A 25,916-nucleotide genomic window follows, 5' to 3' on the forward strand; every position below is an offset into this window, starting at 1 on the left:
ACCTCGCATGCCCTCGGCTGCCCGCGAACTGTCAGGTATCCCCCTATGAACCAAGTAGGAGCATCCATCATGCGTACGTGGGCGAAGGCTTCGGCCCCCGCGGCTCTTCTAGCTGTAGCCGTCATGTCCTTCGGCAGCGGCACCGCGCTGGCCGACACCTCCGGAGACTCTTCCGTCGGCGGTGGCAACCAGGTCAACCTGCCTGTCTCGCTGCCGATCGACATCAGCGGCAACTCCGCCGCCGTGCTGGGCAAGTCCCAGGCGAGTTCCCAGGGCGGCGCCACGGTCGTCAACACCGGCAAGGGCGGCACCTCCGACAGGACCTCCGGCGACGGGAGCGTCCTCGGTGGCAACCAGGTCAACGCGCCGATCAACGTCCCGATCAACGCCTGCGGCAACGCGGTGGCCGTGATCGGCAGGTCCGACGCGGGCTGCAAGGGCGGCGCCACGGTCAAGAACACCGGCAGGGCCGGCAGCTCCAACAAGACCTCCGGCAAGGGAAGCATCCTCGGCGGCAACCAGGTCAACGCGCCGATCAACGTCCCGATCAACGCCTGCGGCAACGCCCTGTCCCTGATCGGCAGGTCCGACGCGGGCTGCAAGGGCGGCGCCACGGTCAAGAACGCCGGCAAGGGCGGGGCCGGTGGCAACCACACCTCGGGCCAGGGCTCCGTGCTCGGCGGCAACCAGGTCATCGCGCCGATCAGCGCCCCCATCAACATCTGCGGCAACGCGGTGGCCGTGCTCGGCAGGGCGTTCGCGGGCTGCAAGGGCGGCGCCACGGTCAAGAACGGCGGGCACACCCACTACCGGGGCGGTCACGGCTCGGCGGGCAACGACACCGACGGGCGCTTCGGGGTCGGCAGCGGCAACCAGGTCATCGCACCGGTCAACCTGCCCATCGTGGCCTGCGGCAACGCCGTCGGCAACGCGCACGCCGGCTGCAAGGGCGGCGCCTCGGTCAAGAACACCGGCAAGGGCGGCCCTGGCGGCAACACCACGTCCGGCAAGGGCTCCGTGCTCGGTGGCAACCAGGTGATCGCGCCGATCACCGCGCCGATCAACGTCTGCGGCAACGCGGTGGCCGTCATCGGCAAGGCGTTCGCGGGCTGCAAGGGCGGCGCCACGGTCAAGAACGGCGGCCGGGGCGGCGCGGGTGGCAACACCACGTCCGGCAAGGGCTCCGTGCTCGGTGGCAACCAGGTGGTCGCCCCGATCACCGCGCCGATCAACGCCTGCGGCAACGCCGTGGCCGTGCTCGGGCTGTCCGGGGCCCACTGCAAGGGCGGCGCCTCGGTCAAGAACGGCGGTTCGGGCGCGGGTGGCAACACCACGTCCGGCAAGGGCTCCGTGCTCGGTGGCAACCAGGTGATCGCGCCGATCACCGCGCCGATCAACGTCTGCGGCAACGCGGTGGCGGTGCTCGGTGACGCCGCGGCCGGGTGCCTCGGTGGCGCGAGCGTCGGCAAGCCGGGACACGAGGGCTACCACCCCTACGGCCACTACAGCTCCCACCAGGCCGCCGACTCCAAGTCCGGCGGCGTGCTTCCCGCGCTTCCGCCGGTCCCGGTCCTGGGTGGCCTGCAGGGCGTGGGCAACATCACCCCGATGCGCGGCGGCGGCTCGCCCGAGCTGCCGGTCGTCAGTGACATGCCCCTGGTCGGTGACCTGCCCGAGCTGTTCGGCCTGCCCGAGCTGCCCGGTCTGCCCGGCCGGCCCGTCACCCCCGTCCGGCACGTCACCCCGGCCAAGCACGTCAAGGAGGGCAAGGCTCCGGTCGCCCACGCCGCCCGCGCCGAGGACACGCAGCAGTCGCCTCTGGCCCCGGTGACCTCGCTGGTCGCCGCCACCCCTGTCGGTGGTGCGGTGAAGCTGGCGACCAGCAGCCTGCCCACCGGCGACCTGGGCCTGATGAGCGCCGCTCAGCCCGCGGGCGTCACCGGGATGACCACCGGCTCGCTGTTCGCGCTGGTCCTGGGCGCGATGTTCGCCGCCTCGGCCACGCTGTTCGCGGCCACCCGCCGCTTCCGGCTCGGCCGGAAGTAAGGACAAGAACGTCTACCGCTCACAGCCGGTGAGCGAGTAGCGAAAGACGCTTTGCCCGTTCCGGGGGCGCGGCCCGGGGCGGGCAAAGCCATGTCCGATCACAGGGTGCTGCGGACGCGCATGACCTTACGGCGCAACCGTACATGACGGCTTCCGTCAGGGTGCAGGCGCACACGCGAGAGCTCCCACTTACCGTACTCCGCGTGTTCGGTGAGCAGCTGACGTGCTGCTTCGCGGGACAGATCGCGCGGAATGAAGATATCCATGTAGGAGTAGTCGAGCACAACGATTAGTCTCCAGGGTGAGTCAGGGCGCGATGCCGCTCGATGGGGCTTATTCTGCGTGCTTGTGGGTGCGTCCGGAAGCTAGTGGGTAGTCCCGGGGGAAGGAAAATTCCGCGAGTCGGGTTACCTTTCAGATCAGTGCCGGCTCCCGGCAGGGGGAATTGCAAGCGAACAGTGAGGTAGGAAGCAGCGTGCCAGCCAACAACGGCAGCACCGGTGGAACCCGCCGTCTGGTGATCGTCGAGTCGCCCGCGAAGGCGAAGACGATCAGGGACTACCTCGGTGCCGGCTACATGGTCGAGTCCAGCATTGGCCACATCCGCGATCTGCCGGAGCGGGCCGATGACATCCCCGAGAAGTACAAGGGGGAGGCATGGGCGCGCCTCGGGGTCAATGTCGAGCATGAGTTCGAGCCGCTGTACGTCGTCAACGCCGACAAGAGGTCGCAGGTCAGCAAGCTGAAGCAGCTGCTGAAGGATGCCGACGAACTCTACCTGGCCACTGACGAGGACCGCGAGGGCGAAGCCATCGCATGGCACCTGCGCGAGGTGCTCAAGCCCAAGGTGCCGGTGCACCGCATGGTCTTCCACGAGATCACCCCGCAGGCCATCCGGGACGCGGTGGCCAATCCGCGCGACCTGAACCTGCGCCTCGTCGACGCCCAGGAGACCAGGCGCATCCTCGACCGGCTCTATGGCTACGAGGTCAGCCCGGTCCTGTGGAAGAAGGTCAAGCCGCGGCTGTCGGCGGGCCGGGTGCAGTCGGTGGCGACCAGGCTGGTGGTGGAGCGCGAGCGGGAGCGCATGGCGTTCACGTCCGCCCATTACTGGGACCTGCAGGCGCTGTTCGACACGGGCAAGGCCGAGGAGCGTCCGCGTGACTTCTCCGCGACGCTGACCTCGGTCGACGGCAAGCGGGTCGCCCAGGGGCGCGACTTCGCCACCACCGGCCTGCTGAAGACGAACGACGTGCTCCACCTGTCGGAGGCCGCCGCCGGTGAGCTGGCGAGCCGGCTCCATGGTTCGTCGTTCGCGGTCAAGTCCGTCGAGCGCAAGCCGTACACCCGTAAGCCGTACGCTCCCTTCCGGACGACCACTTTGCAGCAGGAGGCGAGCCGGAAACTGGGCTTCTCCGCCAAGTACACGATGCAGGTGGCGCAGCGGCTCTACGAAAACGGCTTCATCACCTACATGCGTACCGACAGCATCACGCTGTCGGAGACGGCGGTGGCGGCCGCGCGCTCCCAGGCGATCAAGCTGTACGGCTCTGCGTACGTTCCCGACAAGCCGCGTGTTTACACCAGCAAGGTCAAGAGCGCGCAGGAGGCGCACGAGGCGATCCGGCCTTCCGGGGAGGAGTTCCGCACTCCCGGTGAGACCAACCTGAACGGGGACCAGTTCCGCCTGTACGAACTGATCTGGCAGCGGACCGTCTCGTCCCAGATGAAGGACGCGGTCGGCGAGTCCGTCACGGTCAAGGTGCGCGGCGCGTCGGCCACCGGCGAGGACGTCGAGTTCAGCGCCTCGGGCCGGACGATCACGTTCTACGGCTTCCTCAAGGCCTACGTCGAGGGCGCCGACGATCCGTCGACCGACCGCGACGACTCCGAGAAGCGGCTGCCGAACCTGGCCGAGGGCGACGCGCTGAGCGTCTCGCGGCTCGACGTGGCCGGCCACTCGACCAAGCCGCCCGCCCGCTACACCGAGGCTTCGCTGGTCAAGGAGATGGAGGATCGGGAGATCGGGCGTCCTTCTACGTACGCCTCGATCATCGGCACGATCCTCGACCGTGGCTACGTGTTCAAGAAGGGCACCGCGCTGGTGCCGTCCTTCCTGGCGTTCGCCGTGGTCAACCTGCTGGAGCAGCATTTCGGCAACCTGGTCGACTACGACTTCACCGCCGAGATGGAGAAGGTGCTCGACGACATCGCCAACGACCGGGCGGAGCGGGTGCCGGAGCTGCAGCGCTTCTACTACGGCGAGGACGGCGACGAGGGCCTGAAGGAGATGGTCACCGACCTCGGTGACATCGACGCCAAGGAGATCAGCTCCTTCCCGATCAGGGGCACCGACATCGTCATCAGGGTCGGGCGATACGGCCCATACCTTGACAGGGGCGGCGCTCGGGTGAACGTCCCCGAGGACACGACGCCCGACGAACTGACCGCCGAGAAGGCCGAGGAGCTCTTCTCGCGGCCCACCGGCGACCGCGAGATGGGGACCGACCCGGTCACCGGGCACAAGATCGTGGCCAAGGACGGGCGATTCGGGCCGTACGTCACCGAGATCCTGCCCACGCAGGAGGAGGAGACCCCGAAGCGGCGCACCAAGAAGGCCGACGCGGCGAAGCCGCGGACGAGCTCGCTGTTCAAGTCGATGTCGCTCGACACCGTGACGCTCGAGGACGCGCTCAAGCTGCTGTCGATCCCCCGGGTCGTCGGCGAGCTGGAGGGCGAGGAGGTCGTCGCCTACAACGGGAAGTTCGGCCCCTACCTGAAGAAGGCCACCGAAACGCGGTCGCTGACCGCGGAGGAGGACCTGTTCACGGTCACGATCGAGCAGGCCAAGGAGCTGTTCTCCCAGCCCAAGCCGCGGGGCAGGGGCCGGGCGGCGGCCGCGCCGCCGCTGCGCGAGCTGGGTGAGGACCCCAGCTCCAAGAAGCCCGTCGTGGTCAAGGAGGGGCGATTCGGTCCCTACGTGACCGATGGCGAGACGAACGCGTCGCTGCGCAAGGGCGACACGGTCGAGGAGATCACGATCGAGCGGGCGGCGGAACTGCTGGCCGAGCGGCGTGAGCGGGCTCCGGCGCCGAAGAAGACGACGACCAGGAAGGCGCCGGCCAAGAAGGCACCCGCGAAGAAGCCGGCGGCCAAGTCGTAAGTAGCATTGCCGCGTGGTGGTCTTGGTCTTCGTGGGCCTGGTGTTCGTGGCGCATCTCTATCTGTGGCATCGGATGGTGCGCTCGACCACTCGGCGCGGGCGGGTGCGCACGGGCCTGACCTGGGGGTTGGCGGGGCTGCTTCTGCTGGTCGTGTTGACGTTCGCGGGGATGCGGCTGGAGATGTTCCAGTGGCTGGCGTGGCCGGGGTATCTCTGGATCGCGATCATGTTCTATCTGGTGATCGCTCTGGTCCTGCTGGAGATTCCTCGGTTGGTGGCGTGGTTAGCGCTGGTCCGGGGGCGGGCGGCTGTGTCGTCGCCTGTAGCGGTGGCGCGGCCGGTGACTGTGCCCGCCTCCGACATTTCGGATATTTCGGGTTTTGAGCAGGTTTCGGGGGTGGAGCCGTCGCCGGGCGGCGACGCGATGAGCAGGCGGCTCTTCCTCGGACGGACCACCGCCGCCGTCGCGGGCGTGGGCGCGCTCGGCACGGTCGGGTACGGCATCAGCGTCGCGCTGGGTGATCCGGTGATCGAACCGGTCAAGGTCACGCTGCCCGGGCTCGACACCCGGCTGAGCGGGCTGCGGTTCGCCGTGGTCAGCGACATCCACCTGGGGCCGCTCACGGGCAAGGCGCACACCGAGCGCATCGTACGGATGATCAACGGCCTGCGGGCCGACGTGGTCGCGATCGTCGGCGACCTGGTCGACGGCTCGGTCGCCGAGCTGGGCCCGCTGGCCAGGCCGCTGCAGAGCCTCGAATCCCGCTATGGCGCCTATTTCGTGACAGGTAATCACGAGTACTACACGAGAAACGGCCCCGGTGAGTGGGTCGAGGAGCTGGACCGGCTCGGCGTTCGCTCGCTGCGGAACGAACGGGTGGAGATCCGGCACCAGGGCGGCGTGCTCGACCTGGCCGGGGTGAACGACCTCAACGGCGCCACCGCGAACGACGGGCCCGACTTCGACAAGGCGCTCGGCGGCCGCGATGCGAGCCGCTCCACGGTCCTGCTGGCCCACCAGCCGGTTCAGGTCTCCCAGGCCGCGCGTTATGGCGTGGATCTGCAGCTGTCTGGGCACACGCATGGGGGGCAGCTCGTGCCGTTCAACCTCGTGGTGCCGCTGCAGCAGCCGGTCGTGTCGGGGCTGGCGACGGTTGATGGGGTGCAGGTGTACGTGACGCGCGGCGCCGGGTTCTGGGGGCCGCCGGTCCGGGTCGGCGCGCCGCCCGAGATCACGCTGCTTGAGCTGCGCTCCTGACTTCCGCGGTGGTTGAACCGCGCTGCTGACTTTCCGCTATCCGCTGGTCACTCAAGCCGCGAGGGGGTAGTATCCAAGCGGATACGTTGGAGGTGGGATGATCTCTTCCCCGGTGGAGGGGGCGTTCGGCGACCTGCTCCCCGAGCGGGGCGAGGCGCCTGAGGGGCCGACGCCCGACGTCACGTTCTGGGCGGAGCGCGGCGGACTGCTGCTCAAACAGGCCAGACACGCGGCCAATATGAACCAGAAGGCGCTCGCCGGCATGAGCGGCACGTCGCGGACGACGCTGTCGGCCTACGAGCACGGCCGGAAGTCGCCCACGCTCGAAACGGCCGGGCGCATCCTCGACGCCGCCGGGTTCCGGCTGACGCTGGAGGCCAAGATCGAGTTCACCACCTGCCAGGGGGCCGACGGCCGCCCGTTCCACGTGCCCAACCGGTTGCCGCGCCTGCCGGCGTTGCGGGCCCTGGGCACCGTCCGCCTCAGTGACAGGACCTATGACCTGGCCGATCGCGGGGATCGCCGGGATGCCTACGTCATGCTGTTGCGGGAAGGGAGTCAGCGGGAGCTGCTCGAGCATCTCGACGGGCTGCTGCTGGTGGAGCTCTGGGATGAGCTGGTGCTGCCTGAGCCGGTACGGGCCGGCTGGCAGCCGTTGGTGGAGCTCGCCCGGCCGTACAAAAGGGACTAGCGCGACAAGAGGGATCTGTCTGGTGTTTTCGGGGGCCTATTCGAGCTGTGCATCATGCGCGACGGCCTGTATACGTAATACTCTCAGCGACGAGCAGCCGGGTATATCCGGCTCGTCTCCTGTCTTCCCATTTCCGGCGAGCACCTGGATACGCTGACATTATGACCGCCCGTGGCCGACGCCAACCGACACATGTGCTGGCTAACGCATCTTTCCGCCGGCTCTGGACGGCGATGTCGGTGTGCAGCCTCGGCGACTGGCTGAACATCCTGGCACTGACCGCCCTCGCAGGAAACCTGACCCAGGGCGACTACCGCACGCAGTCGCTGGCCGTCGGCGGTGTCTTCATCGCCAAGATGCTGCCCGCCGTCCTGCTCGGACCTCTCGCGGGAGCGTTCGCCGACCGCTTCGACCGGCGGGTGACGATGTTCACCTCCGACCTGGCCCGGTTCGCCGTGGTCCTGTCGATCCCGCTGGTCGGCAGCTATCAATGGATCATCATCGCGACGATCCTGGTCGAGTGCGTCAACCTGTTCTGGGTCCCGGCCAAGGACGCCACTGTCCCCAACCTGGTGCCGAAGGATCAGCTCGAATCGGCCAACCAGCTCAACCTGCTGGTCACCTATGGCAGCGCGCCGATCGCCGCGATCCTGTTCGCGGCGCTGTCCGTGGTGGGCGACGTGCTGAAGAACGCCGTGCCGTTCCTGTCCGGCATGGACCCGACCGGGCCGGCGCTGGTCGTCAACGCCTGCGCCTACTTGGTGTCCGCGTTCCTGATCTTCACGCTGCGCGGCATCCCCAAGCGTGACGGCGCCATCTCCACCCCGTCGGTGCTCAAGCAGATCGTCGAGGGCTGGCGGTTCGTGGGCGGTGACCGGCTGGTGCGCGGTCTGATCATCGGCATGCTGGGGGCGTTCGCGGCGGGCGGCGCGGTCGTGGGCGTCGCGAAGATCTACGTGAGCGCGCTCGGCGGCGGCGACGCGGCCTACGGAGTGGTGTTCGCCGCGGTCTTCGTCGGCATGGCGCTGGGCATGTTCTTCGGCCTCCGGCTGCTGCGCGAGCTGTCGCGGCGCCGGTTGTTCGGTCTGGCGATCATCGTGGCGGGCGTGGTGCTGGTCGCGATCGCGATCATCCACAACCTGGTGATCGTGGTCATGCTGACCGTGCTGCTCGGGGCATGCGCGGGCATCGCGTGGATCATCGGCTACACGCTCATCGGCCTTGAGGTCGAGGACTCGATGCGGGGGCGGACGTTCTCGTTCCTGCAGTCGACCGCGCGGGTCACGCTGCTGTTCGTGGTGGCGGTGGCCAACCCGCTGGCCGCGCTCGTCGGCGCGCACCCGCTGAGCGTGGGCGACGTGATCTACCAGTTCGACGGCTCCAACCTGGTGCTGGTGGTCGGTGGCGTGCTCGCGACGGTCGTCGGCCTGCTGGCGCTGCGCCACATGGACGACAGGAAGGGCGTCTCGCTCTCCGAAGACCTGATCGCGGCGGTGCGCGGCGAGCGGCCGAAGTCGGAGACGGCGGAGCAGGTGCCGGGGCTGTTCGTGGCGTTCGAGGGCGGTGAGGGGTCGGGTAAGACCACCCAGTCGCGACTGCTCGCCATCTGGCTGCGCGACCAGGGCTTCGACGTCGTACAGACCCGTGAGCCCGGCTCGACCAAGGTCGGCATGAGACTGCGCGCGATCCTGCTCGACGCGGCCGAACGCGGGCTGTCGGCGCGCGCCGAGGCGCTGCTGTACGCCGCCGACCGGGCCGAACACGTCGAGAAGGTCATCAGACCGGCCCTCTACCGCGGCTCGCTGGTGATCTCCGACCGCTACGTGGACTCGTCGCTGGCCTACCAGGGAGCGGGGCGGGCGCTCGACCCCGAGGATGTCTCCAAGGTCAACGCCTGGGCCACGGGTGGGCTGGTGCCGCATCTCACGGTGCTGATCGACACGCCGCCCCAGGTGGGGCTGACCAGGCTGGGGGGCGCGGCGGACCGGATCGAGGCCGAGCCGCTGGAGTTCCACGAGCGGGTGCGCAAGGAGTTCCGGACGCTGGCCGCCGCCGATCCCGACCGCTACCTGGTGGTCGACGGGCTGCTGCCGCCCGAGCAGATCACCCGGCTGATCCAGGACCGGGTGCACGAGATCCTGCCCGATCCGGTGCCCCAGGAGTCCGAGGACATCACGGGCACGATGCCCGCCATCCGCGACTAGCCTTGTCGGGTGAGCGTCTTCGATGACCTCGTCGGTCAGGACCAGGCGGTGGCCGTGCTGTCCCGCGCGGCCGCGGCGGCAGGCGACGCCGTGCGGGGTGGCCGCGGCGCGGGCATGACGCATGCCTGGCTGTTCACCGGCCCGCCCGGGTCGGGCCGGGAGGAGACCGCGCGGGCGTTCGCGGCGGCGCTGCTCTGCCTGGACGGCGGTTGCGGTCACTGCGACCAGTGCCACCAGGTGCTGATCGGCTCACACCCCGATCTCGAGGCGGTACGCCCCCAGGGCCTGTCCTACAGCGTCAAGCAGACGCGCGAGCTCATCCTGAGGGCGGCGGGCGCGCCCACGCAGGGACGCTGGCGGGTCATCCTGTTCGAGGACGCCGACCGGGCCACGGAGTCAGCGGCGAACGCCCTGCTCAAGGCCATCGAGGAGCCGCCGCCACGTACGGTCTGGCTGCTGTGCGCGCCCGCCGCCGACGACATGATGATCACCATCCGGTCGCGCTGCCGGGTGATCACCCTGGCCACCCCCGCCACGGAGGCGGTCGCCCACGTGCTGGCCACCCGCGACAGCGTGCCCTGGGAGACCGCCCGCTTCGCCGCCCGCGCCTCTCAGGGGCACATCAGCCGGGCCCGGGCGCTGGCCCTGGACGAGAACGTACGTCGGCGCCGGGAGGCCGTCCTGGCCATCCCTCGCTCGCTGTCCGGGGTCGGCGAGTGTGTCTCGGCCGCCGAACGCCTGGTCAAGACGGCTGAAGAAGAGGCCGCTGCGGCGACGGCCGCGCTCAACGAGACCGAGACCACCGAGCTGCGCAAGATCTACGGCGAGGGCTCCACGGGCAAGGGCCTCAATCGTGGGTTGGTGCGGGGCGGCGCGGGGGCGTTGAAGGAGCTGGAGGACCGGCAGAAGTCGCGGGCCACGCGCATCAAACGCGACTCGCTCGACGCGGCGCTGCTGGAGCTGGTGTCGTTCTATCGGGACGTCCTGGCCATGCAGTTCGCGGCCGGGGTGGAGCTGGCCAACGACGACATCCGCTTCGACCTCGACCAGCTGGCCAAGCTGTCGACGCCGGAGGAGACGTTGCGGCGGATCGATGCGATCATGCGGTGCCGCGAACGCCTCGACGCCAACGTCAACCCGCAGATCGCGGTCGAGGCTATGATGCTCTCCCTCCGGTCCGCCGCGTAGCGCGCTGTCGGCTTGGTCCGGCGTATGGGCGACTGGTCGGTTCGGGCAAGCGGACATCGAAGCAGGCGGCCAAGAAGACGCATGTCACGGCGCCCAGCCCCGTAAATCGCAGGAGCGTGTCCCGAACGGAGGCCGGCCCTGTACGGGGGGATGGGGCTCACCGGGTCGGTCGTAAAGCGCGCTGTAAAGCGGCGGGAGTTCGTCGTGTGGCGAGAGCAGCAGATGGGGTTGCTGGGCGTCTCTGTTATGTGAAAGTCGAGCAGCTGTCCCCTGGAGGGGCTCTGATACAGAAACGCGTCGATGTCGCGGCGGTCTTCGCCGAGCATCATGTGGGTCTCGTCCGGCTGGCGCTGGTCATGGTCGGTGATCAGGCGACCGCCGAAGACGTCGTCCAGGAGGCGTTCGCCCGGACCCACGCGGGTCGGGGGAGGTTGCGAGATCCGGACAAGGCACTGGCCTATGTGCGCTCGGCGGTGTTCAACGGCTGCCGGTCGGTGATGCGGAGGAGGGCGACGGTTTTCCGCCGCGCCGTGCCGTACGAACCGCCTGTCTGGTCAGCCGAGAGCGCGGCCCTGGTGAGCGAGGAGCGTCGCGAGGTGCTGCGCGCCCTGCGAGGGCTGCCGGGCCGGCAGCGCGAGGCGCTGACGCTGCGCTACTACCTCGACCTGTCCGATCAGGAGATCGCCGAGACCATGGGGATCAGCGGGAGCACCGCCAGGTCCACGATCGCGCGTGGGCTCGCCGCCCTCGGCCGCGCACTTGGGGAGGATTCATGAACAGTCCGATCGAAGACCGCCTGCGCGAGGCGCTGGCCGAGGCGGGGGCGACCGTTGACGCCAGCACGCTGAGCCCCCTGCGGTCGTCGGGGCGGTCTCGGGTGCGGGTCGACTTCCGGTTGCTGGCGGCAGCGGGGGCGGTGGTGCTCGCGGGGGCCGTGACCGCCGCCGTGCTCGTCTCTCCCGGTGACGAACAGCGGGTGGCGGTGGCTAACCCGCCTGTCGAGCAGAAAGACGACACGGAGCTGTCCGTCTTCCTATGCACGAAGGAGTTGGCGAAAAACCCGGACTGTCCCGGCGGCGCCACCATGGAGCAGACACAGGCGATCCACCGTGCTCTGACAGCGACGCCGGGGGTGATAGAGGTGCTCTATGTGACTCGGGAGCTGGCCTATAAGAGCTTCCACCGAGACTACGCCGACGACAAGGCGCTGCTCGACGCGATCGATGTGACCGACCTGCCCCCCTCGTTCCAGGTCAAACTTAAGCCGGGCGCCGACCTGAAGACGCTGAGGGTCAAGATGAAGTCCATTGGAGGCGTGATGGGCTCCACGTCTGATGGGGAAGTTGCCAAGATGATGGCCTCAACGCCGGTGGAGAACGCACATATCGCTGTCTTTCTCTGCCGGGAGCATTCGATCCAAGTGTCGTGCGGCGCGACTGTCGCGCCCGACTCGACGAAGAACCCGCCCACGTTCGCCGAAGACGGCAAGGCCATCACGCCTGCCCAGCGGAGTGCCCTCACCAAGGAGATCGACACGATGCCCGGCGTCCAGTCGGCCCGTTTCGAGAACCAGCAGCAGGCGTACGAGAATTTCAAGCGCAGCTTCAAGGACAACAAGACACTCCTTCGGTCCACCAAGGCATCGGACATGCCGGAGTCGTTCCGCCTTCAGATGAGCCCGGACGCGGACTGGGACGACGTGACCGCCAAGCTGCAACGCCTACCCGGCGTCGCTCACGTCAGCAAGAACAGGTGCGCGACCAAGCGGCTCGTATTCCTTTCGCGCTTTGGCGTTCAGCCGCCTGAGAGCAATCTCTGCGCCTCCTGGCCGGGGTAGAGCTCTCACGCTGCGCGCACCGACACACGTAGTGTGGCAACCGAAGGCCGTAAGAACCCCCGAGGCCGTCAGGAGGCGAGCACGAGCCCATGGGAATGATCATGGCCGTGAGCTTCACCCGCTACGGGCGGCTCTACTACCTCGATCCCGGTGGCCACGCTCCCAAGGTGGGCGACAAGGTGCTGGTCCCGACCGACTCGGGTCCTGAGGTGGCGGAGTGCGTGTGGGCGCCGCAATATTCGAGTGAAGACATCGACGGAATGCCGGTGTGCGCAGGCATAGCGGGAGAGGAACACCTCTCCCGCGACGAGACCAACAAGCGCCGCAGGGCCGAGGCCCGCAGCGTGTCCAAGCGGTTGATCAAACGGCACGAGTTGCCGATGAAGGTGGTGGGCGTCGACTACCTCGACCAGGACAACGTCTATACGGTCTACTTCTCCGCTCCGCATCGGGTCGACTTCCGCGCGCTGGTCCGAGACCTGGCCCGCAACCTGCGGGCTCGGGTGGAGCTGCGGCAGATCGGCCCGCGTGACGAGGCGCGGTTGCAGGGCGGCATCGGCCCATGTGGTCGTGATCTGTGCTGCGCCACGTTCCTCAAGGACTTCGAGCCGGTCTCCGTACGCATGGCCAAGGACCAAGACCTCCCGGTCAACCCCTTGCGCATCGCCGGGGCGTGCGGGCGGCTGATGTGCTGTCTCAAGTACGAGCATCCGCTCTATGTCGAGACCCGCAACCGGATGCCGCGTACGGGCAGCCGGGTGAGCACGCCGCAGGGGGAGGGAAGCGTCCTGGGGCACAACGTTCCGGCGGACACGGTGACGGTGCGTCTGGACGATGGTGGACGGCGCTGTGCGTGCCCTTCCGCGTCGGTGTGCTCGCCACGGCAGCAACACGACAAGATGTACGGCGAGGAGGACGGCACGGCGTCTTCTGGCATTTCGACATAAGTCAAAACCGATTTTTAGTTTTCATAAGTCATAACTCTGCGATCTTGATTTCATGATCGCTGGATTTTCCGGGCCGGAGGCGCCCGCTGACGGCCGTACAAACGCGACAGCGGGCCTTCCCATCAGGAGGAGGGGCCGCTGTCGCGGGACGCACGGTGGATGCTACGGGCGGTCGTCTTCTTCGAGACGGCGAAGGGTGGCGTCGCGCTTCTTCCGCTCGCGGTAGTGACGTGGCTTGACGGCCTTCATGTGGCTGACCAGCAAGTTCGCTTGACAACCCCAGACAGCGATCGTTCCGCCAGGCGGGGACATGGGGGCTATTCGATGATCCAGGACTGGGCGCCGGGCGGCGACGCCTGGCCGCAGGTGAACTGCATGAGTGCGCTCCCGCGGCCGCTGACCGTGTCCAGGCACTGGTTGGTTCCCGCGTGCCGCAGGGTGAGTCCATCCACCACCCACTGTTCAGAAGCCGACCCGTTGCAGGTGAACTCGTCGACCGTCTCTCCGGGTGTACTTGTCCCGTCGTTGACCTCCATGCAATCGCCGCTCGCCACGTTCACAACGAAGTACGTGTCCGCCACACCGGTCGGCACGAACGTCCACAGTCGCGTACTGACCAACCTGCTGCAGGGGGCGAGCTTGAGCCGTACGTTGAGGACGCCGCCCGGGGCGTCCACGCACTGTGAGTAGGCGGCGTTGCGGATCTGACGGTGACCACTCGGGACAGCGGCGCTCGCGCTGTTGGCGATCATGATCGAGGCGGCGCCGGCCAGGAACAACGCCATCAGTCCTGTGACCGCCCGTGAGATGTTTCTTAACATCTGCCCGCTCCTTTCAGCGGATGGGTTCTCAACTGATGTGGCGTTCCCTCCCGTTCCATCCCCACTGACACCGCGCTGATGGTCGGCCGACCGCCGAAGCGGAGTTTCGGGACTTTCGGGAGTGGTCCTCGCCGAGTACGCGCACGAGTCCCGGCCGCCGCGGTGTGTGACCTGCAGCGCTCGTTGGCCAGGGATCTGCAACATTATCTGGCCGCATGTCACGGACAGCGGCACCACCTCACCGCTTGATCAACCCGATCCCTCGGAAGGAACCGCCCCGCGAAAGGATCCGAGATCGCGGTTCTACCAGTCGTCGGGGTTGGCTCGCACCTGGCTCATGTCGCCTGCCCGGAGTGCTTTGGCCGGGGCGACAAACCGCACAATGCCCCCGTCGCCCCACTCCCACATGTGGGTGCCGGCGAGCGTGAGCAGGTGAGCATAAGGCTCCTCCTGCGACAGCTCCTGCAACAGGTCAACGCCGTAGCTGCGGATCGGTGGCCAGCCGAACGCCTGATTGCTCATGCCACCCCACTCGGTGTCTTGTTTGTCCACGCAGTACCGCGGCCAGGCATCCTCGCCGAACTTGTCGACCACCAGCCAGCCGGGATTCACGCGGTAAAGCGATGACCGCTCGATCTCGTCTCCGTAGTCGAGGGTGCTGAGCACCGGATCGCAGTCGTAGGACGACATCGAGGGCAAAGTGACGGCAGGGTTGGCGCGCATCCGAACCCGGTCGAACCTCGGGGCCGGATCCGGTGCCGGGACCTCGACCGCGCATTGCGGGTCAGCAGGCACGACCCTCCGAGTTCGCCGACACCGTACGCCTCTCCCGGTACATCGGCCTGTGCTACGGCCCCGCCGGCGTCGGCAAGACCTTGTCGGCCCACTCCTACGCGCGCTGGCCGGAACAACGCCCGCTGCTGGAGATGCCCCACGCCCTGGCCGACTGGTTCCACGCCGGCGCCAACCGGCCCGACTGGCACACCGTGCTCTACACGCCGCTGATCAACACCCCGCCCGGCCGGGCCCTGACGGACCTGACCGGCCTGACCAACCGCCACGCCATGGTCCGCGCCCGTGACATCGACGACCCCAAGCGCGAGACCAACCTCCACGGCGCCAGCCTCTACACCGAACTCGTCATCATCGATGAGTCCGAACGGCTCACCACCCGCGCCCTTGAACAGGTCCGCGACTTCTACGACCGCAGCAGCCTGGGGCTGATCCTCATCGGCATGCCCGGCATCGAAAAGCGCCTGGCCCGCTACCCGCAGCTCTACAGCCGCATCGGCTTCGTCCACCACTACCGCACCCTTGCCGCCGATGAACTCACCACCGTCTTGACCACGGCCTTCGCCCACCTGGGCCTGGACATCCCTGACGCCACCACAACCGAGGCCATCGCCGCGATCAACCGCACCACCGCGGGCAATTTCCGGCTGGTCACCCGGCTTCTGGAACAAGCCGAACGGGTGATGAAACTCAACGACGGCGTCGACCGGATCACCGCCGAGGTCATCGACGCCGCCCGCGATGCTCTTGTCATCGGAATCAGCTGATGGTGAGAGGTCCCGGCTCAGGACGATGCGGGTGTCCCGAAGGAAGTGAAGAAAGCTGCCGACTCATCGTCGCTTGCTAGATCAATCCAGCCAGTCAGCGACCGTCGCGACGTAGTCGCGCGTCTCCGACAGGGGCAGGAGGTGCCCGGCCAAAGGGAAGGTGCGGTGCGCCCAGTCGGGACGACGAGTGGCAACGTCGTCGACGGTGGTCGTGGTGACCAGCTTGTCCTGCGCCCCGGCCAGCAGCAACGTGGGCATGCCGAGCTGGTCGATCATCCGGTAGGACGCATCCCGGTTGACGTAGAGGCTGGACACCACCGAGGCAAAGGCCGCGATGGCGTCACCGAGGCGGCGCGGGTCGGTGGCCCGCAGTTCGTCGCTCAGCAAGGCCATCATCTCGGGCGAGACCCGTTCAAGGTCATCACCGACCACGCCGCCCGACCAGGCGCCGGGATCGGCGTAGGCGCGCAGCTTGAAATCGATCATGCGCTGGCCCGCCACTCGCAGCACGCCCCGCAGCAGACCGGGCCCGATCACGAGCAGCGGGCGGCCCAGAACGCGCCAGAAGATGACCTCGTCCGGCGGGATCGGGCCGGGCAATGCCGGGCAGGCCAGGACGAGGCGACCGACCCGGTCCGGTGAGGACGTCGCGAAGTGGACCGCGACCAGGCCGCCCATGGACCAGCCGTGGGTGACGGTGGCCTTGAGCCCCATTCGGCCCGTGAACACTCGCAGGAAACGCGCGCCCAGTTCGGCCTTGGACGCACGCGGGTGCGGCGAGTCGGTGTGGCCGAACACCGAGCCCGGCAGGTCGGGCGCGAACACCTGACCGTGGGCGCTCAGCTCGGCGATGGCGTCCATCCACATCGACGCGCTGCCTGCCATGGGATGGACCAGCAGGTGGGTGGGGCCGCCCTGATCCTTGCCGGCGCTCAGGTAATGGACTTTGGTGCCGGAGACGTCGATCTCCTGACTGTGGATTCCGGCCCACCGTGGGGAACGTTCGCCCCAGTCTGCATACTGCACCCCTTCAACCTGCCACGCCGGGGCCCGGGGCGTGGACCCAATCGGGGGGTCGGGGAAAGATCGTCGGATACTGACGGAGACACCCTCTGATACCCGTCGCTGTCCGTGACGATACGTGGCCAAATAATGTTGCAGATTCCCGGTCAAGCTACGTTGCAGGTCACACGCGGTGTGCCCTGCAGTGCTCGTTGTCCGGGAATCTGCAAGATTATGGCTCTGGCGTAGAGATCGTGAACCCGTGACTGAGGGTGAGGCCAGTGGGAGAGAAGGACGCGTTTTCGGAGGAGGTCGAGGTTGGCTCGGCCGAACATCTGTCGCTTGAGGTGCTTGATGCCGCAGACGTTGCCCTCGACTGCGCCTGAGCTGTGTGTAGAGGTGAGGCCGTTGGTGACGGCATCCTGGTCACGCGGGCGAGGGAGTGCAGGGCGGGGAAGTCGCCGTTCTGGATGTTGGTGAGCCAGCCTTCAAGGTGCTGGGTTCCGGTCCTGTTCGTCATCATTTGGGCGAAGTCGGTGACATGCCCGGCGAGCGAGGTCAGGCGGGTGCTGCGTGACTTGAGCTGGGCGAGCTGATGGCTTCATCGGTCGTGAGGTGGTCGGGGTCGCTGGTGATCCAGCGGGTTGCTTCACGGACGGGCGGTGATCTCGACGTGCAGTTGGGCCGCGTCGTGTATGCCTTCGTTCCAGCGCTGAGCCGGGGTTCAGATGACGCCGCCCGTGGCGTTGACGTTCTGTCCTGTCATCCAGCGGGCGTCGTCGCCGGCCAGGAAGGCGATCACGCGGGCGACGTCCGTGGGGGTGCCGACACGGTTGAAGGCCGACATTCCCGCCGCGACCACGCGGTCACGTTCCGGCAGCAGGTCGGTGTCGGTGTACCCGGGCGAGACGGCGTTGACCGTGATCTCGCGCGGTGCCAGCTCCCGTGACAGGACCCGGACGAACTGTTCAACGGCCCCCTTGCTGCCCAGATAGAGCGCGAGGTCGGTGAACCACATCCGGGTGCCGGCGGTGGAGACCGCGATGATCCGCCCTCCGTCGCGCACGCGCCGCGCGGCCTCCTGAAGGGTGAAGAACACCCCCTTGGTGTTGGTGTCGAAGACGTGGTCGAAGTCCTCCTCGACGCAGTCGGCGACAGGCTTGGCCAGGGCGGTGGCGGCGTTGGCGACCACGACGTCGAGCCGGCCGAACGCCGCCTGCGCCTCGTCGAACAGCCGCGACACCTCACCCGGCCGCGACATGTCCGCCCGTACCCGGACGGCCTTGCCGCCTGTCTCGTTGATCGCGTTCACGACCTCGTGCGCGGCCCGCTCGTCCCGTACGTAGTTGACCACCACCGAAGCGCCGTCGGCGGCCAAGCGCTGGGCGATGGCCCGGCCGATGCCGCGCGAGCCGCCGGTCACCACCGCGACCTTGTCCTGAAGGGCAAACAGCGACACAGAGACCTCCCATGGCCGTCATCTTTGATGGTCAGCATCGGCCACCACGCCGAACGAGATCAACGGCGATCTGTGCAAAAATCGATGCCCTCAGCGCATGGATCCCTAACCACGTATCAAGGTGAGCAGTCGTGAAGCTGACCCTCCCTCACATCGAGGCATTCCTGACGCTGGCTGAGGAGCTGCACTTCGGACGCACCGCCGAACGCCTCTACCTCTCCCAGCCGCGGGTCAGCAGGCTCATCGCCGCCCTGGAACGCGAGGTCGGCGCCTCCCTGTTCGAGCGCACCAGCCGACGGGCGCTCCTCACCCCTCTGGGGGAGCGGCTACGCGAGCGGCTGCTGCCCGCGTACGGGGAACTGCTGGCGGCCGTCGACGACGCCCGCACCACCGCCAGGCAGAGCGCTGGGGTGCTGCACATCGGATTCGCGCTGAGCACCGGCGGCGAGCAACTCAACGCCCTGGTACGCGCCGTCAAGCGCGCCTACCCCGAGATCGAGGTGCGGCTGCGCGAGATCTCGACCAGCGAGCCGCTCGACGAGCTTCGCCTCGGCGAGGTGGACGTCCTGGTCAACTGGCTGGTCCTGGACGCCCCCGACCTCACCCTGGGGCCGCAGCTGGACGAGCAGGACAAGGTGCTCATGATGGCGGCGGATCACCCGCTGGCCGAGCGCTCCAGCGTCCATTTCGACGAGGTGGCCGACTACGTCCTGACCGATATGCCCACACTACGGCGCCGCAACGGCGACCCGCTGTTCTTCCCCCTGCGCAGCGCCGCCGGGCGGTCCGTGAAGCTGCAGCCCGTCCGCACCCTGGGCGAGGCGCTGCTCCAGGTGAGCCTGGGCAAGACCGTCCATGTGACCGTCACCTCGCTACGTCACCTAGTAGCCCGTCCCGACCTGGTGTTCGTCCCGATCGACGACCTGCCTCCGGCGAAGCTCGGCCTGATCTGGCGCACCGCGTACGAGAACGCCCGCATCCGCGCCCTCGCCGAAGTCGCGGCCTCCCGCCGTGGACCGGAACCGAGCACTGGAGCGGGGGGATGAACTCCTCAAACGATCGGGGCTGACTGGAGCGGGGGCGTTGATGAGTTCCTCGGCTGTGGTGGCCTTGCGGAACTTGCGGACGGTCGTGCGGCTCAAACCAAGCTGCTGGGAGATCGCCGCGATGGTCCAGCCCTGCTCGACGAGTTCGTGGACGGCGGTGTGACGTTCGCGGGTCCGAACCGCAGTGCGTGGTTCGGGCAGCGATGTGGATTCCTGCCCCGTGGGCGCGGTCGGCAACGGCTGATGACGGCGGCCAGCACGAGGCCTCCCAGACGCAGCACCCGCTGTGCTTCGGCGAGCGCCTGCGCGCGGTCGGCTGGTCCGGTCAAGTGGTAGATGGGGCCGAGTAGCAAGACGACATCCGCACTTTGGTCCTGGGCACTCAGATGACGGGCATCGCCCACCTCTGCGCTGACGCCGGGTAGAGCCGCTGCGGCCTCGACATGGGTATGCACCGGATCGACCAGCTGCACCTCGTAGCCATCTGCGGCCAGCCACTGTGCGTGCACTCCCGTGCCGCCCCCGACGTCGAGGATGCGCGCCGGAGGCGGCATCAACGTTCTCCGCAGCAACTCTTGGGTGCGCAGGTACTCCAATCTGCCGTGCGGCGGCCTTGTGAGCCGGGTGCTCTCGGAGGTCTCCTTCGTGTAGTGCTCCATCAGCTTCGTGATCACAGGAATCATGGTGGCCACTGGGCGTGCGCCAGCAAAGGGAATCTCAATGGCCCACTGGCCGAATGTCACGCACAGCAGTGCGCTGTAGTGGCGAAAGCCAGCGGGCATGACACCATCCGCAGGCGGGAGGGCGACAGGACGCGCGTAGGATTCGGAGCGTGTGGGTTCGGATACTGACCGTCGTCGCCGCGACTGTGTTGTTCGCCTCCGCCTGTGCCGGGACGAAAGCACCGGCGGACGGGCTGAGCTGGTCCGGCTGTGGCGACGGGTTCGACTGCGCGAAGCTGTCGGTGCCCCTCGACTACGGTCAGCCGAACGGCGAGCACATCAAGATCAGCGTGGTCCGGCTGCCGGCCACCGGCGACCGAATCGGGTCTCTCGTGGTCAACCCAGGCGGTCCAGGAAGTTCCGGGGTCACGTATGCGCGAGCCGCCCGATCGATCGTGAGCGAGGAGGTGCGCGAACGGTTCGACATCGTAGGGTTCGATCCACGCGGTGTGGGTGAGTCGTCGCCCGTCGAGTGTCTGAGTGACTCGCGGCTCGACGCGTTCATCGCCCTGGACACCACCCCCGACACGCCGCAGGAGCGGGCCGCGCTCGAGCAGGGCTCGCGCGAGTTCGCGAAGGGGTGCCAGGCCGGGTCAGGCCGTTTGCTGCCACATGTGGGCACCGTGGACGCCGCACGGGACATGGACGGGCTGCGCCAGGCGCTCGGTGACCAGAAGCTGACCTATCTCGGCAAGTCCTACGGCACCTTCCTGGGCGCTGTTTATGCGGATATGTTCCCAGGCAAGGTCCGAGCCCTCGTACTCGACGGCGCTCTCGACCCGGCCATCTCCCGGTTGAAGCTCAACGCCGACCAGGCGATGGGATTCGAACGCGCCCTCCGCGCCTACCTGAAGTCCTGCCTGGCCGAGGGCGACTGCCCGTTCCACAGCCGTACCGTCGACGGCGCCCTGGCCGAGGTGACCGAGCTCCTGCACCGTACAGACGCCCGTCCGTTGCCGGCCGACGGGCGCCAAGCCGGCGAGTCGCTCGCCACTCTCGGCGCCCTGACGCCGCTCTACGACCGCGGCTCCTGGCCTGAACTAACCGAAACGTTCCGCCAGGCCCTGAACGGCGACGGCAGATTGCTCCTCCGCAATGCCGATCAATTGATCGACAGACACGCCAACGGCGCCTACTCCAACCAGACCGAGGCCAACATGGCCATCAACTGCGTAGACGGCGCCTATCCCAAGGACGTCTCCGCCTACGCGGCCGCGGCGACGGAGGCAGAACGCCAGGCACCCAGGTTCGGCTCCTACCTCATGTGGAGCTCGCTCCCCTGCGCCTTCTGGCCCGCCAAGCCGACACTCACAAACCGCCCACTCACCGCCAAAGGCGCCGCCCCGATCCTGGTCATCGGCACCGAACGCGACCCGGCCACACCGTACGCATGGGCGCAGGCCCTGGCGGGCGAACTGAACTCGGGCGTGTTCCTCGGCTATGACGGTGACGGTCACACGGCGTACTTCAACGGCTCGACATGTGTGGACGACGCGGTGAACCACTACCTGCTGACGGGTACGCCACCACAGGACGGAACAGTCTGTCCGGGCATCGGCTGATCGGGGGAGCAAGAACCCTCCGGGCTCCTGTAGACTCGTTCACGCTGTACGGCACGCCGCCTTAGCTCAGTCGGCCAGAGCACTTCACTCGTAATGAAGGGGTCTCGGGTTCGAATCCCGAAGGCGGCTCCAGCTCAAAGGCCCCTCGCGATGATCGCGAGGGGTCTTTTGCTAACACCCTTGCTAACGGGAGGTCCGTGCAGGGTGAGCGATCACGACATACCTCTCGTCATGGATCGGTCGGCCCCAGAGCATGGGATCGGTGAGACGTTCGGTGTAGACCACGTTGGCCAATGGCTCAAGCGCTTTGCTCAACCGGGTGGCTGTGACGCCGCCGAGCCAGGGCAGCTCCGGCGAGCCGGTTGTGTATGTGCCGCTACTTGTGGAGGTCTGCCAGCGTCCTTCCACGAGCACCAGCCGTCCGTTTGGGCGTAGCAGGTCAAGCCAGCGGGCAAGTGCTTCTTCAGGGGCCGGGAGCGTCCACACGAGGTGACGGACGAGGACCGCGTCGAACGGGCCGCACGCGACGGCAGGTGGATTGCTCGCATCGCCCACGATCATCGGCACATTGAAGCCTGATGCGGAGAGCTTTCCGGCGGCGAGTTCGATCATGCGTGGGGATAGATCGATTCCGGTCGGCCGATGTCCTTGTTGGGCCATGAGCAAAGTCAGTGAGCCAGTCCCACAGCCGAGGTCGAGAATGTCGGCTGGGGAGTCAGGGAGCCATTCAGAGCGCCGTTGTGCCCACGCGGCGCTGACCTGGGGAGAGCGGAGCCCGTGGTCAGCCTCATTGTCGAAGGTATCGGCTGATGCGTCCCAGTAGGCGGATATGGAGGCGAGATCTGATGCTGGCATGAAAGGACTTTCGCAGGTCGCGCTGACAATCTTGGGACGCCAAACAGCTCCGGCCATCGCGCGGAGACCGGAGCTGTCATCGACTCCAACCGGACTATTCGAGAGACTTGGCGAAGATGTCGGCAGCAGCCGTCTCTGCCGAACGGATCACGTGGGCGTAGACGCGTAGGGTGATCGCGGGGTCGGCGTGGCCGAGGCGGGCCGCGACGACGTGTACGGGGACGCTGGCCAGGAGCAGCAGGGTCGCGTGTACGTGACGTAGGTCGTGCAGGCGGATCATCGGTAGCGGGTCGGTGGCGGTCTTGTTGTGGGCTTCGATGAGCTTGCGCGGTAGGCCGGTGACGGTGGTGGGGTAGATGGGGCCGCCCCAGGCCGTCGTGAACACGGTGTCGTCGGTGCCCTTCCACGAGTCGCCGACGCGGGCCTTCTCGGCTTCCTGGGCTTTCTGGTGTTCGCCTAGGACGTTCACTGTGGTGTCGTCAATGCTTACTACGCGCGTCCTGCCGCTCTTCGTGGTGCCCTCGACGCGCTGGCCCTCCACGACACCGACGGAGCCTTTGATGGTGATGCGCTTGCCGTCGAGGTCGATGTCCCGCCAGCGGAGATTGAGCAGCTCTCCGCGACGGGCACCGGTGTACGCGGCCAGGTGGAAGAAGGCATGAAGCCGGTGTGTACGGGCCAGGGTGAGAAACGTGCGGAGTTGGGCGGCGGTCCAGATCGTGCCGGGGGCGTCGAAGTCCGCTCGTGGACGCTTGGCTTTCTCTACCGGCGAGCTGCTGATGTACTCGTGGACGAGGACGGCATCGCGGAAGGCTCGGCAGAGGATCGCATGAGTATGGGTGACCGTTGAGACCTTGAGTGGCTTGCCGTTCTTGCTGCCCTTGGCCAGGAGGTCGCGGTAAAGCTTGGTGATCGTGGATGGGCGCACCGCTTGCAGGCGCATCTTGCCGATGTACGGCTTGACGTAGAGGCGGATGCCGATCCGGTAGTCCTCCAGAGTGCCGGGCTTGATCTCCATGGCGTGGTCTTCGATCCACATGTCCAGGTAGTCGGCGACCGTGATCTCGTTGCGATCGACGTACTCACCGCGCCGGGCGTTGACGCGGGCCTCGTCGCGGGCGGCCTTCGCGTCCTCCTCGGTGGCGAAGCCGCCCACCCACCTGGGCTTGCTCTCGCCTGTCTCAGGGTCGCGGACGCGGATCACGTATGACCAGGTGGTTCCGCGCTTCATCACACCATCGCGCAGTCTGGGTGCCTTCTTCTTGCGCGGCTGCTCGTTCGGTGTCCCGACCAGGGTCTTCGTCATGCGGCGGTCTCCTTCCTGGTCAGGCGGGCGATGTAGTCGCTGAGGGATGAGACGGGGATGCGACGGGAGCCGTCGATGCGGAGCGAGGCGACCGCGCCGGAGGCCATGAGCTGATAGAGCTTGCTGCGGGAGATCGCCAGCGCTTCGGCGGCTTCTGGGACGGTAAGAAGGAGTCGGGTCATGGATGGTCTCCGAGCGTGCTCCCGGTGAGGGCGGCGGCGAGGAGTTGATCTCCAGCGGAGAGGCCCTGTCCGGCGTATCGCCAGTGGGCGATGACGAGGACGGTGTCTTCGTCGAAGAGCGGGAGCCGTCCTGTGGTGATTTCTTCGGCGCGTTGGTGCTCTTGGCGGGCGGCTCGGAGAGCGCCGAGAGTGGTGGAGTAGCGGCGGCTCTTGGTGGAGAAGTGGCCGCGGAAGCCGAGCATGTGGGCCCATTGGGTGAGCCGGAGGCCGGTTAGTTCGTCGAGGGCGCCCAGGCGTAGGCATTCGGCGATCAGTCGCCGGGCGTGCTCTCGCAGAGGGAACAGGGCCAGTTCGTCGAGGGTGTGGATGCGCCGGTCCAGGGTGCCGACGCATTCGGCGGCCTTGGTGGCGTACTTGGCGATGTAGGCGGCGACGGCTTGCTCGGTGAGGTCGCCGGTCATGGTTATGCGGCGGACGTCGAGCTGAGTGCCCCATCGGAAGGTACGGCTGAGCGGCTTGATCTCCGCAGTGACCGCGCCCGCCGCGTGCTCAACGGCTTGGGCCAGGGCTTCGGCGGTCGCCCAGTCCGGGGGCGGTGAGGTGGGACCGTCGGGCCCGTCGAGGCGGATGACGGCGTGGAAGTGGACGACGCCGCGTCGCTGGTATTCGGCGACCTTGGCGAAAGAGATGACGGCCTGTTGGCGTAGCTCTCGCAGGGTGAGGCCGGAGAGTTTGGCGAAGCGCCGGCGAAGTGCTTCGGTGAAGCGTCGCCACAGTTCCGAGCTGATGGCGTTGAACAGGACCGAACCCTCATAGTCGTAGCAGTCCGCGCACAGCGGTTCCCCCAGCCGCGGATCGTCGGCTCCGTGCCGTTCCGTACACGACATCACCTGCCCGTGTGGGCAGCTCTCGGCGTTGCGGCGGGCGTGGCAGGGCAGGGCCTTGCCGTTCTTCTCCCTGCGTGTGTGCACGGTGCCGAAGGAGGGTGCGGTGAGGGTGACGAACAGGCACGGGTGAGCGCTGACCGTCTCCGGGACGCCTTTGCCGCCGATCAGGCCTGCGCGGACGAGTTGGTAGGTGTCGGCTCGGTAGGTCTCGGCGCAGGCCGGGCAGCGGGAGGCGCGGCGGGTCTTGCAGGGCACGCGCAGGATGCCGTCGGGCTCGTTGCGGGTGGTGTAGCGGTGCAGGAGGTGGCCGGTGGCCTGGTCGTAGTGTTCGACCTTGCCGCGTAGGTGGATGGGCTGGCGGCAGCCGCCGGTGCGTTTGATCTGGCTGGCCCAGCGATCGTAGTCGGGTTGGTTGAGCCGGTCGATCATTCCGGCGACGGCATGGCTGTGGGCAAGGTGGGGCACGATGGGATCCGTCCTATCCAGTGACGCTGGTGTGGATGGCCCCCGGCCTGGCGCGGATCTTGGCGGATGTGTGGCCAGGCGGGGGGCGCTACGGCTATGCGCCGTGGTTGTCGATGCCGCTGCCGTGGCAGTCGGCGCAGGTCTGGTCGTCGGTGAGGCCGTTGCAGGTGCAGCAGCGGTAGTGGGCGAGTGCGGCGTCCATGGGTCAGTGGTCCTTGCGCGGGATGATGCGGACGTAGACGCGGTAGGTGTGCGGGCGGGAGCGGTCGGGGTAGGCGCGTGACATCGCGGTGACGGTGAACATTTCGCGCAGGTGGATCATGCCGAGGGTGATTTCGGCGCGGTTTCCTTCGAGGCGGATGCGCATGGTCGGGTTCTCCTTGGTTCAGTGGGTGTCGGGTGTGACGCAGCCGCGGTAGCTGTCGTGGGCGGCGTAGCGGGCGCGGGCGGCGGACAGGATGGCCACGGCGCGGTATTCCACGGGGCCGAAGGTCAGGGAGGTCGTCACGTGGCCGCCGTCGCTGTCGACAGGCGTGCCGAGTAGGGCGGCGAGGCGTTCGATTCCGGCGCGCATGTCGGCGTCGTCGGCTCGCGGGATGAAGTGGTGGACGATGACCTGGTCGGGGGTGGGGATGTCGGGGCGTACCTCTAGGAATCCGGCCAGAGCGTGAAGGCCGACGATGAGGTGGAGACGCGGGTGCGCGACGGGCATGGGG

The 25,916-nt window shown here is 67.7% G+C and carries 24 protein-coding genes, 1 tRNA gene and 1 pseudogene; 13 read left to right on the forward strand and 13 right to left on the reverse strand.

Features of this window, described 5'->3' with window-relative positions:
• Window positions 1–69: 69 nt before the first annotated feature.
• Window positions 70–2,046: a chaplin family protein gene (locus AB0B61_RS11575; protein ID WP_358430958.1), complete on the forward strand. Its 1,977-nt coding sequence runs from the start codon at window positions 70–72 to the stop codon at window positions 2,044–2,046.
• Between the two features lie 98 nt (window positions 2,047–2,144).
• Here the strand turns inward: AB0B61_RS11575 and AB0B61_RS11580 are convergent, their stop codons facing one another.
• Window positions 2,145–2,330 (reverse strand): DUF5703 family protein, encoded by a 186-nt coding sequence (locus AB0B61_RS11580; protein WP_357938673.1) that lies wholly within the window; start codon window positions 2,328–2,330, stop codon window positions 2,145–2,147.
• Between the two features lie 191 nt (window positions 2,331–2,521).
• On the opposite strand from AB0B61_RS11580, the gene topA reads away from it, so the two are divergent.
• The 8 genes from topA (at window position 2,522) to ricT (ending at window position 13,334) form a co-directional block, all read left to right on the forward strand.
• Window positions 2,522–5,209, forward strand: coding sequence for a type I DNA topoisomerase (gene topA, locus AB0B61_RS11585; RefSeq protein WP_358430961.1), 2,688 nt, complete (start codon window positions 2,522–2,524; stop codon window positions 5,207–5,209).
• Window positions 5,210–5,222: 13 nt separating this feature from the next.
• Window positions 5,223–6,467, forward strand: a complete 1,245-nt coding sequence (locus AB0B61_RS11590) for a metallophosphoesterase (RefSeq protein ID WP_358430964.1) — start codon at window positions 5,223–5,225, stop codon at window positions 6,465–6,467.
• A gap of 97 nt (window positions 6,468–6,564) precedes the next feature.
• Complete coding sequence (locus AB0B61_RS11595; protein ID WP_358430967.1) at window positions 6,565–7,158, forward strand: helix-turn-helix domain-containing protein; 594 nt, start codon at window positions 6,565–6,567, stop codon at window positions 7,156–7,158.
• Window positions 7,159–7,319: 161 nt separating this feature from the next.
• Window positions 7,320–9,362, forward strand: coding sequence for a dTMP kinase (gene tmk / locus AB0B61_RS11600; protein WP_358430969.1), 2,043 nt, complete (start codon window positions 7,320–7,322; stop codon window positions 9,360–9,362).
• A 9-nt stretch (window positions 9,363–9,371) separates the two neighbouring features.
• Entirely contained in the window at window positions 9,372–10,550 is a 1,179-nt protein-coding gene (locus AB0B61_RS11605; RefSeq protein ID WP_358430971.1) for a DNA polymerase III subunit delta', read from the forward strand.
• A 248-nt stretch (window positions 10,551–10,798) separates the two neighbouring features.
• A complete protein-coding gene (locus AB0B61_RS11610) occupies window positions 10,799–11,326 on the forward strand; it encodes a SigE family RNA polymerase sigma factor (RefSeq protein ID WP_358430974.1) in 528 nt (175 codons plus the stop codon).
• Window positions 11,323–12,387 (forward strand): permease-like cell division protein FtsX, encoded by a 1,065-nt coding sequence (locus tag AB0B61_RS11615; RefSeq protein ID WP_358430977.1) that lies wholly within the window; start codon window positions 11,323–11,325, stop codon window positions 12,385–12,387. Before AB0B61_RS11610 ends, AB0B61_RS11615 begins: the two co-directional genes overlap by 4 nt.
• 95 nt (window positions 12,388–12,482) lie before the next feature.
• Entirely contained in the window at window positions 12,483–13,334 is an 852-nt protein-coding gene (gene ricT, locus AB0B61_RS11620; RefSeq protein ID WP_358431381.1) for a regulatory iron-sulfur-containing complex subunit RicT, read from the forward strand.
• 317 nt (window positions 13,335–13,651) lie between these two features.
• On the opposite strand, the gene AB0B61_RS11625 is transcribed toward ricT, so the two are convergent.
• Both AB0B61_RS11625 and AB0B61_RS11630 read right to left on the reverse strand, forming a co-directional pair.
• Window positions 13,652–14,155: an RICIN domain-containing protein gene (locus AB0B61_RS11625; RefSeq protein WP_358430980.1), complete on the reverse strand. Its 504-nt coding sequence runs from the start codon at window positions 14,153–14,155 to the stop codon at window positions 13,652–13,654.
• A 303-nt stretch (window positions 14,156–14,458) separates the two neighbouring features.
• On the reverse strand, window positions 14,459–14,845 hold the full coding sequence (locus AB0B61_RS11630; protein WP_358430983.1) for a hypothetical protein: 387 nt from the start codon (window positions 14,843–14,845) through the stop codon (window positions 14,459–14,461).
• 65 nt (window positions 14,846–14,910) lie between these two features.
• Here AB0B61_RS11630 and AB0B61_RS11635 point away from each other — a divergent pair, with 65 nt between their 5' ends.
• Window positions 14,911–15,714 carry an AAA family ATPase gene (locus AB0B61_RS11635; RefSeq protein WP_358430986.1) on the forward strand — a complete coding sequence of 268 codons (804 nt, stop codon included), beginning with the start codon at window positions 14,911–14,913 and terminating at the stop codon, window positions 15,712–15,714.
• A gap of 81 nt (window positions 15,715–15,795) precedes the next feature.
• Here the strand turns inward: AB0B61_RS11635 and AB0B61_RS11640 are convergent, their stop codons facing one another.
• Together AB0B61_RS11640 and AB0B61_RS11645 are read right to left on the reverse strand one after the other, a co-directional pair.
• Complete coding sequence (locus AB0B61_RS11640; protein ID WP_358430989.1) at window positions 15,796–16,740, reverse strand: alpha/beta fold hydrolase; 945 nt, start codon at window positions 16,738–16,740, stop codon at window positions 15,796–15,798.
• Window positions 16,741–17,440: 700 nt separating this feature from the next.
• The gene (locus AB0B61_RS11645; protein ID WP_358430991.1) at window positions 17,441–18,175 is read right to left on the reverse strand and encodes an SDR family oxidoreductase; all 735 of its coding nucleotides are present in this window, start codon (window positions 18,173–18,175) and stop codon (window positions 17,441–17,443) included.
• 131 nt (window positions 18,176–18,306) lie between these two features.
• Between AB0B61_RS11645 and AB0B61_RS11650 the strand changes: the two are divergent.
• A pseudogene (locus tag AB0B61_RS11650) lies at window positions 18,307–19,167 on the forward strand (LysR family transcriptional regulator); the annotation flags it as partial.
• Here the strand turns inward: AB0B61_RS11650 and AB0B61_RS11655 are convergent.
• Both AB0B61_RS11655 and AB0B61_RS11660 read right to left on the reverse strand, forming a co-directional pair.
• A complete protein-coding gene (locus AB0B61_RS11655; RefSeq protein WP_358431382.1) occupies window positions 19,057–19,422 on the reverse strand; it encodes a helix-turn-helix domain-containing protein in 366 nt (121 codons plus the stop codon). The pseudogene AB0B61_RS11650 and the gene AB0B61_RS11655 overlap by 111 nt on opposite strands.
• Complete coding sequence (locus tag AB0B61_RS11660; RefSeq protein ID WP_358430993.1) at window positions 19,314–20,003, reverse strand: class I SAM-dependent methyltransferase; 690 nt, start codon at window positions 20,001–20,003, stop codon at window positions 19,314–19,316. Before AB0B61_RS11660 ends, AB0B61_RS11655 begins: the two co-directional genes overlap by 109 nt.
• Before the next feature lie 50 nt (window positions 20,004–20,053).
• Here AB0B61_RS11660 and AB0B61_RS11665 point away from each other — a divergent pair, with 50 nt between their 5' ends.
• Together AB0B61_RS11665 and AB0B61_RS11670 are read left to right on the forward strand one after the other, a co-directional pair.
• Window positions 20,054–21,505: an alpha/beta hydrolase gene (locus AB0B61_RS11665; protein ID WP_358430995.1), complete on the forward strand. Its 1,452-nt coding sequence runs from the start codon at window positions 20,054–20,056 to the stop codon at window positions 21,503–21,505.
• A gap of 55 nt (window positions 21,506–21,560) precedes the next feature.
• Window positions 21,561–21,637, forward strand: a tRNA-Thr gene (locus AB0B61_RS11670).
• Window positions 21,638–21,688: 51 nt separating this feature from the next.
• On the opposite strand, the gene AB0B61_RS11675 is transcribed toward AB0B61_RS11670, so the two are convergent.
• From AB0B61_RS11675 to AB0B61_RS11700, 6 genes are all read right to left on the reverse strand, one after another.
• Window positions 21,689–22,417: a class I SAM-dependent methyltransferase gene (locus AB0B61_RS11675; protein WP_358430997.1), complete on the reverse strand. Its 729-nt coding sequence runs from the start codon at window positions 22,415–22,417 to the stop codon at window positions 21,689–21,691.
• A gap of 37 nt (window positions 22,418–22,454) precedes the next feature.
• Window positions 22,455–23,666 carry a tyrosine-type recombinase/integrase gene (locus AB0B61_RS11680; protein WP_358431000.1) on the reverse strand — a complete coding sequence of 404 codons (1,212 nt, stop codon included), beginning with the start codon at window positions 23,664–23,666 and terminating at the stop codon, window positions 22,455–22,457.
• Window positions 23,663–23,848: a helix-turn-helix domain-containing protein gene (locus tag AB0B61_RS11685; RefSeq protein ID WP_358431002.1), complete on the reverse strand. Its 186-nt coding sequence runs from the start codon at window positions 23,846–23,848 to the stop codon at window positions 23,663–23,665. Before AB0B61_RS11685 ends, AB0B61_RS11680 begins: the two co-directional genes overlap by 4 nt.
• Complete coding sequence (locus AB0B61_RS11690) at window positions 23,845–25,164, reverse strand: replication initiator (protein WP_358431384.1); 1,320 nt, start codon at window positions 25,162–25,164, stop codon at window positions 23,845–23,847. The genes AB0B61_RS11685 and AB0B61_RS11690 overlap by 4 nt, the downstream gene beginning before the upstream one ends.
• A gap of 241 nt (window positions 25,165–25,405) precedes the next feature.
• Window positions 25,406–25,567 (reverse strand): hypothetical protein, encoded by a 162-nt coding sequence (locus AB0B61_RS11695; protein ID WP_358431004.1) that lies wholly within the window; start codon window positions 25,565–25,567, stop codon window positions 25,406–25,408.
• 18 nt (window positions 25,568–25,585) lie between these two features.
• Entirely contained in the window at window positions 25,586–25,912 is a 327-nt protein-coding gene (locus tag AB0B61_RS11700; RefSeq protein WP_358431005.1) for a hypothetical protein, read from the reverse strand.
• Between the last annotated feature and the right edge of the window lie 4 nt (window positions 25,913–25,916).

This window comes from Nonomuraea sp. NPDC049158, from assembly GCF_040648335.1.
Lineage (GTDB): Bacteria > Actinomycetota > Actinomycetes > Streptosporangiales > Streptosporangiaceae > Nonomuraea.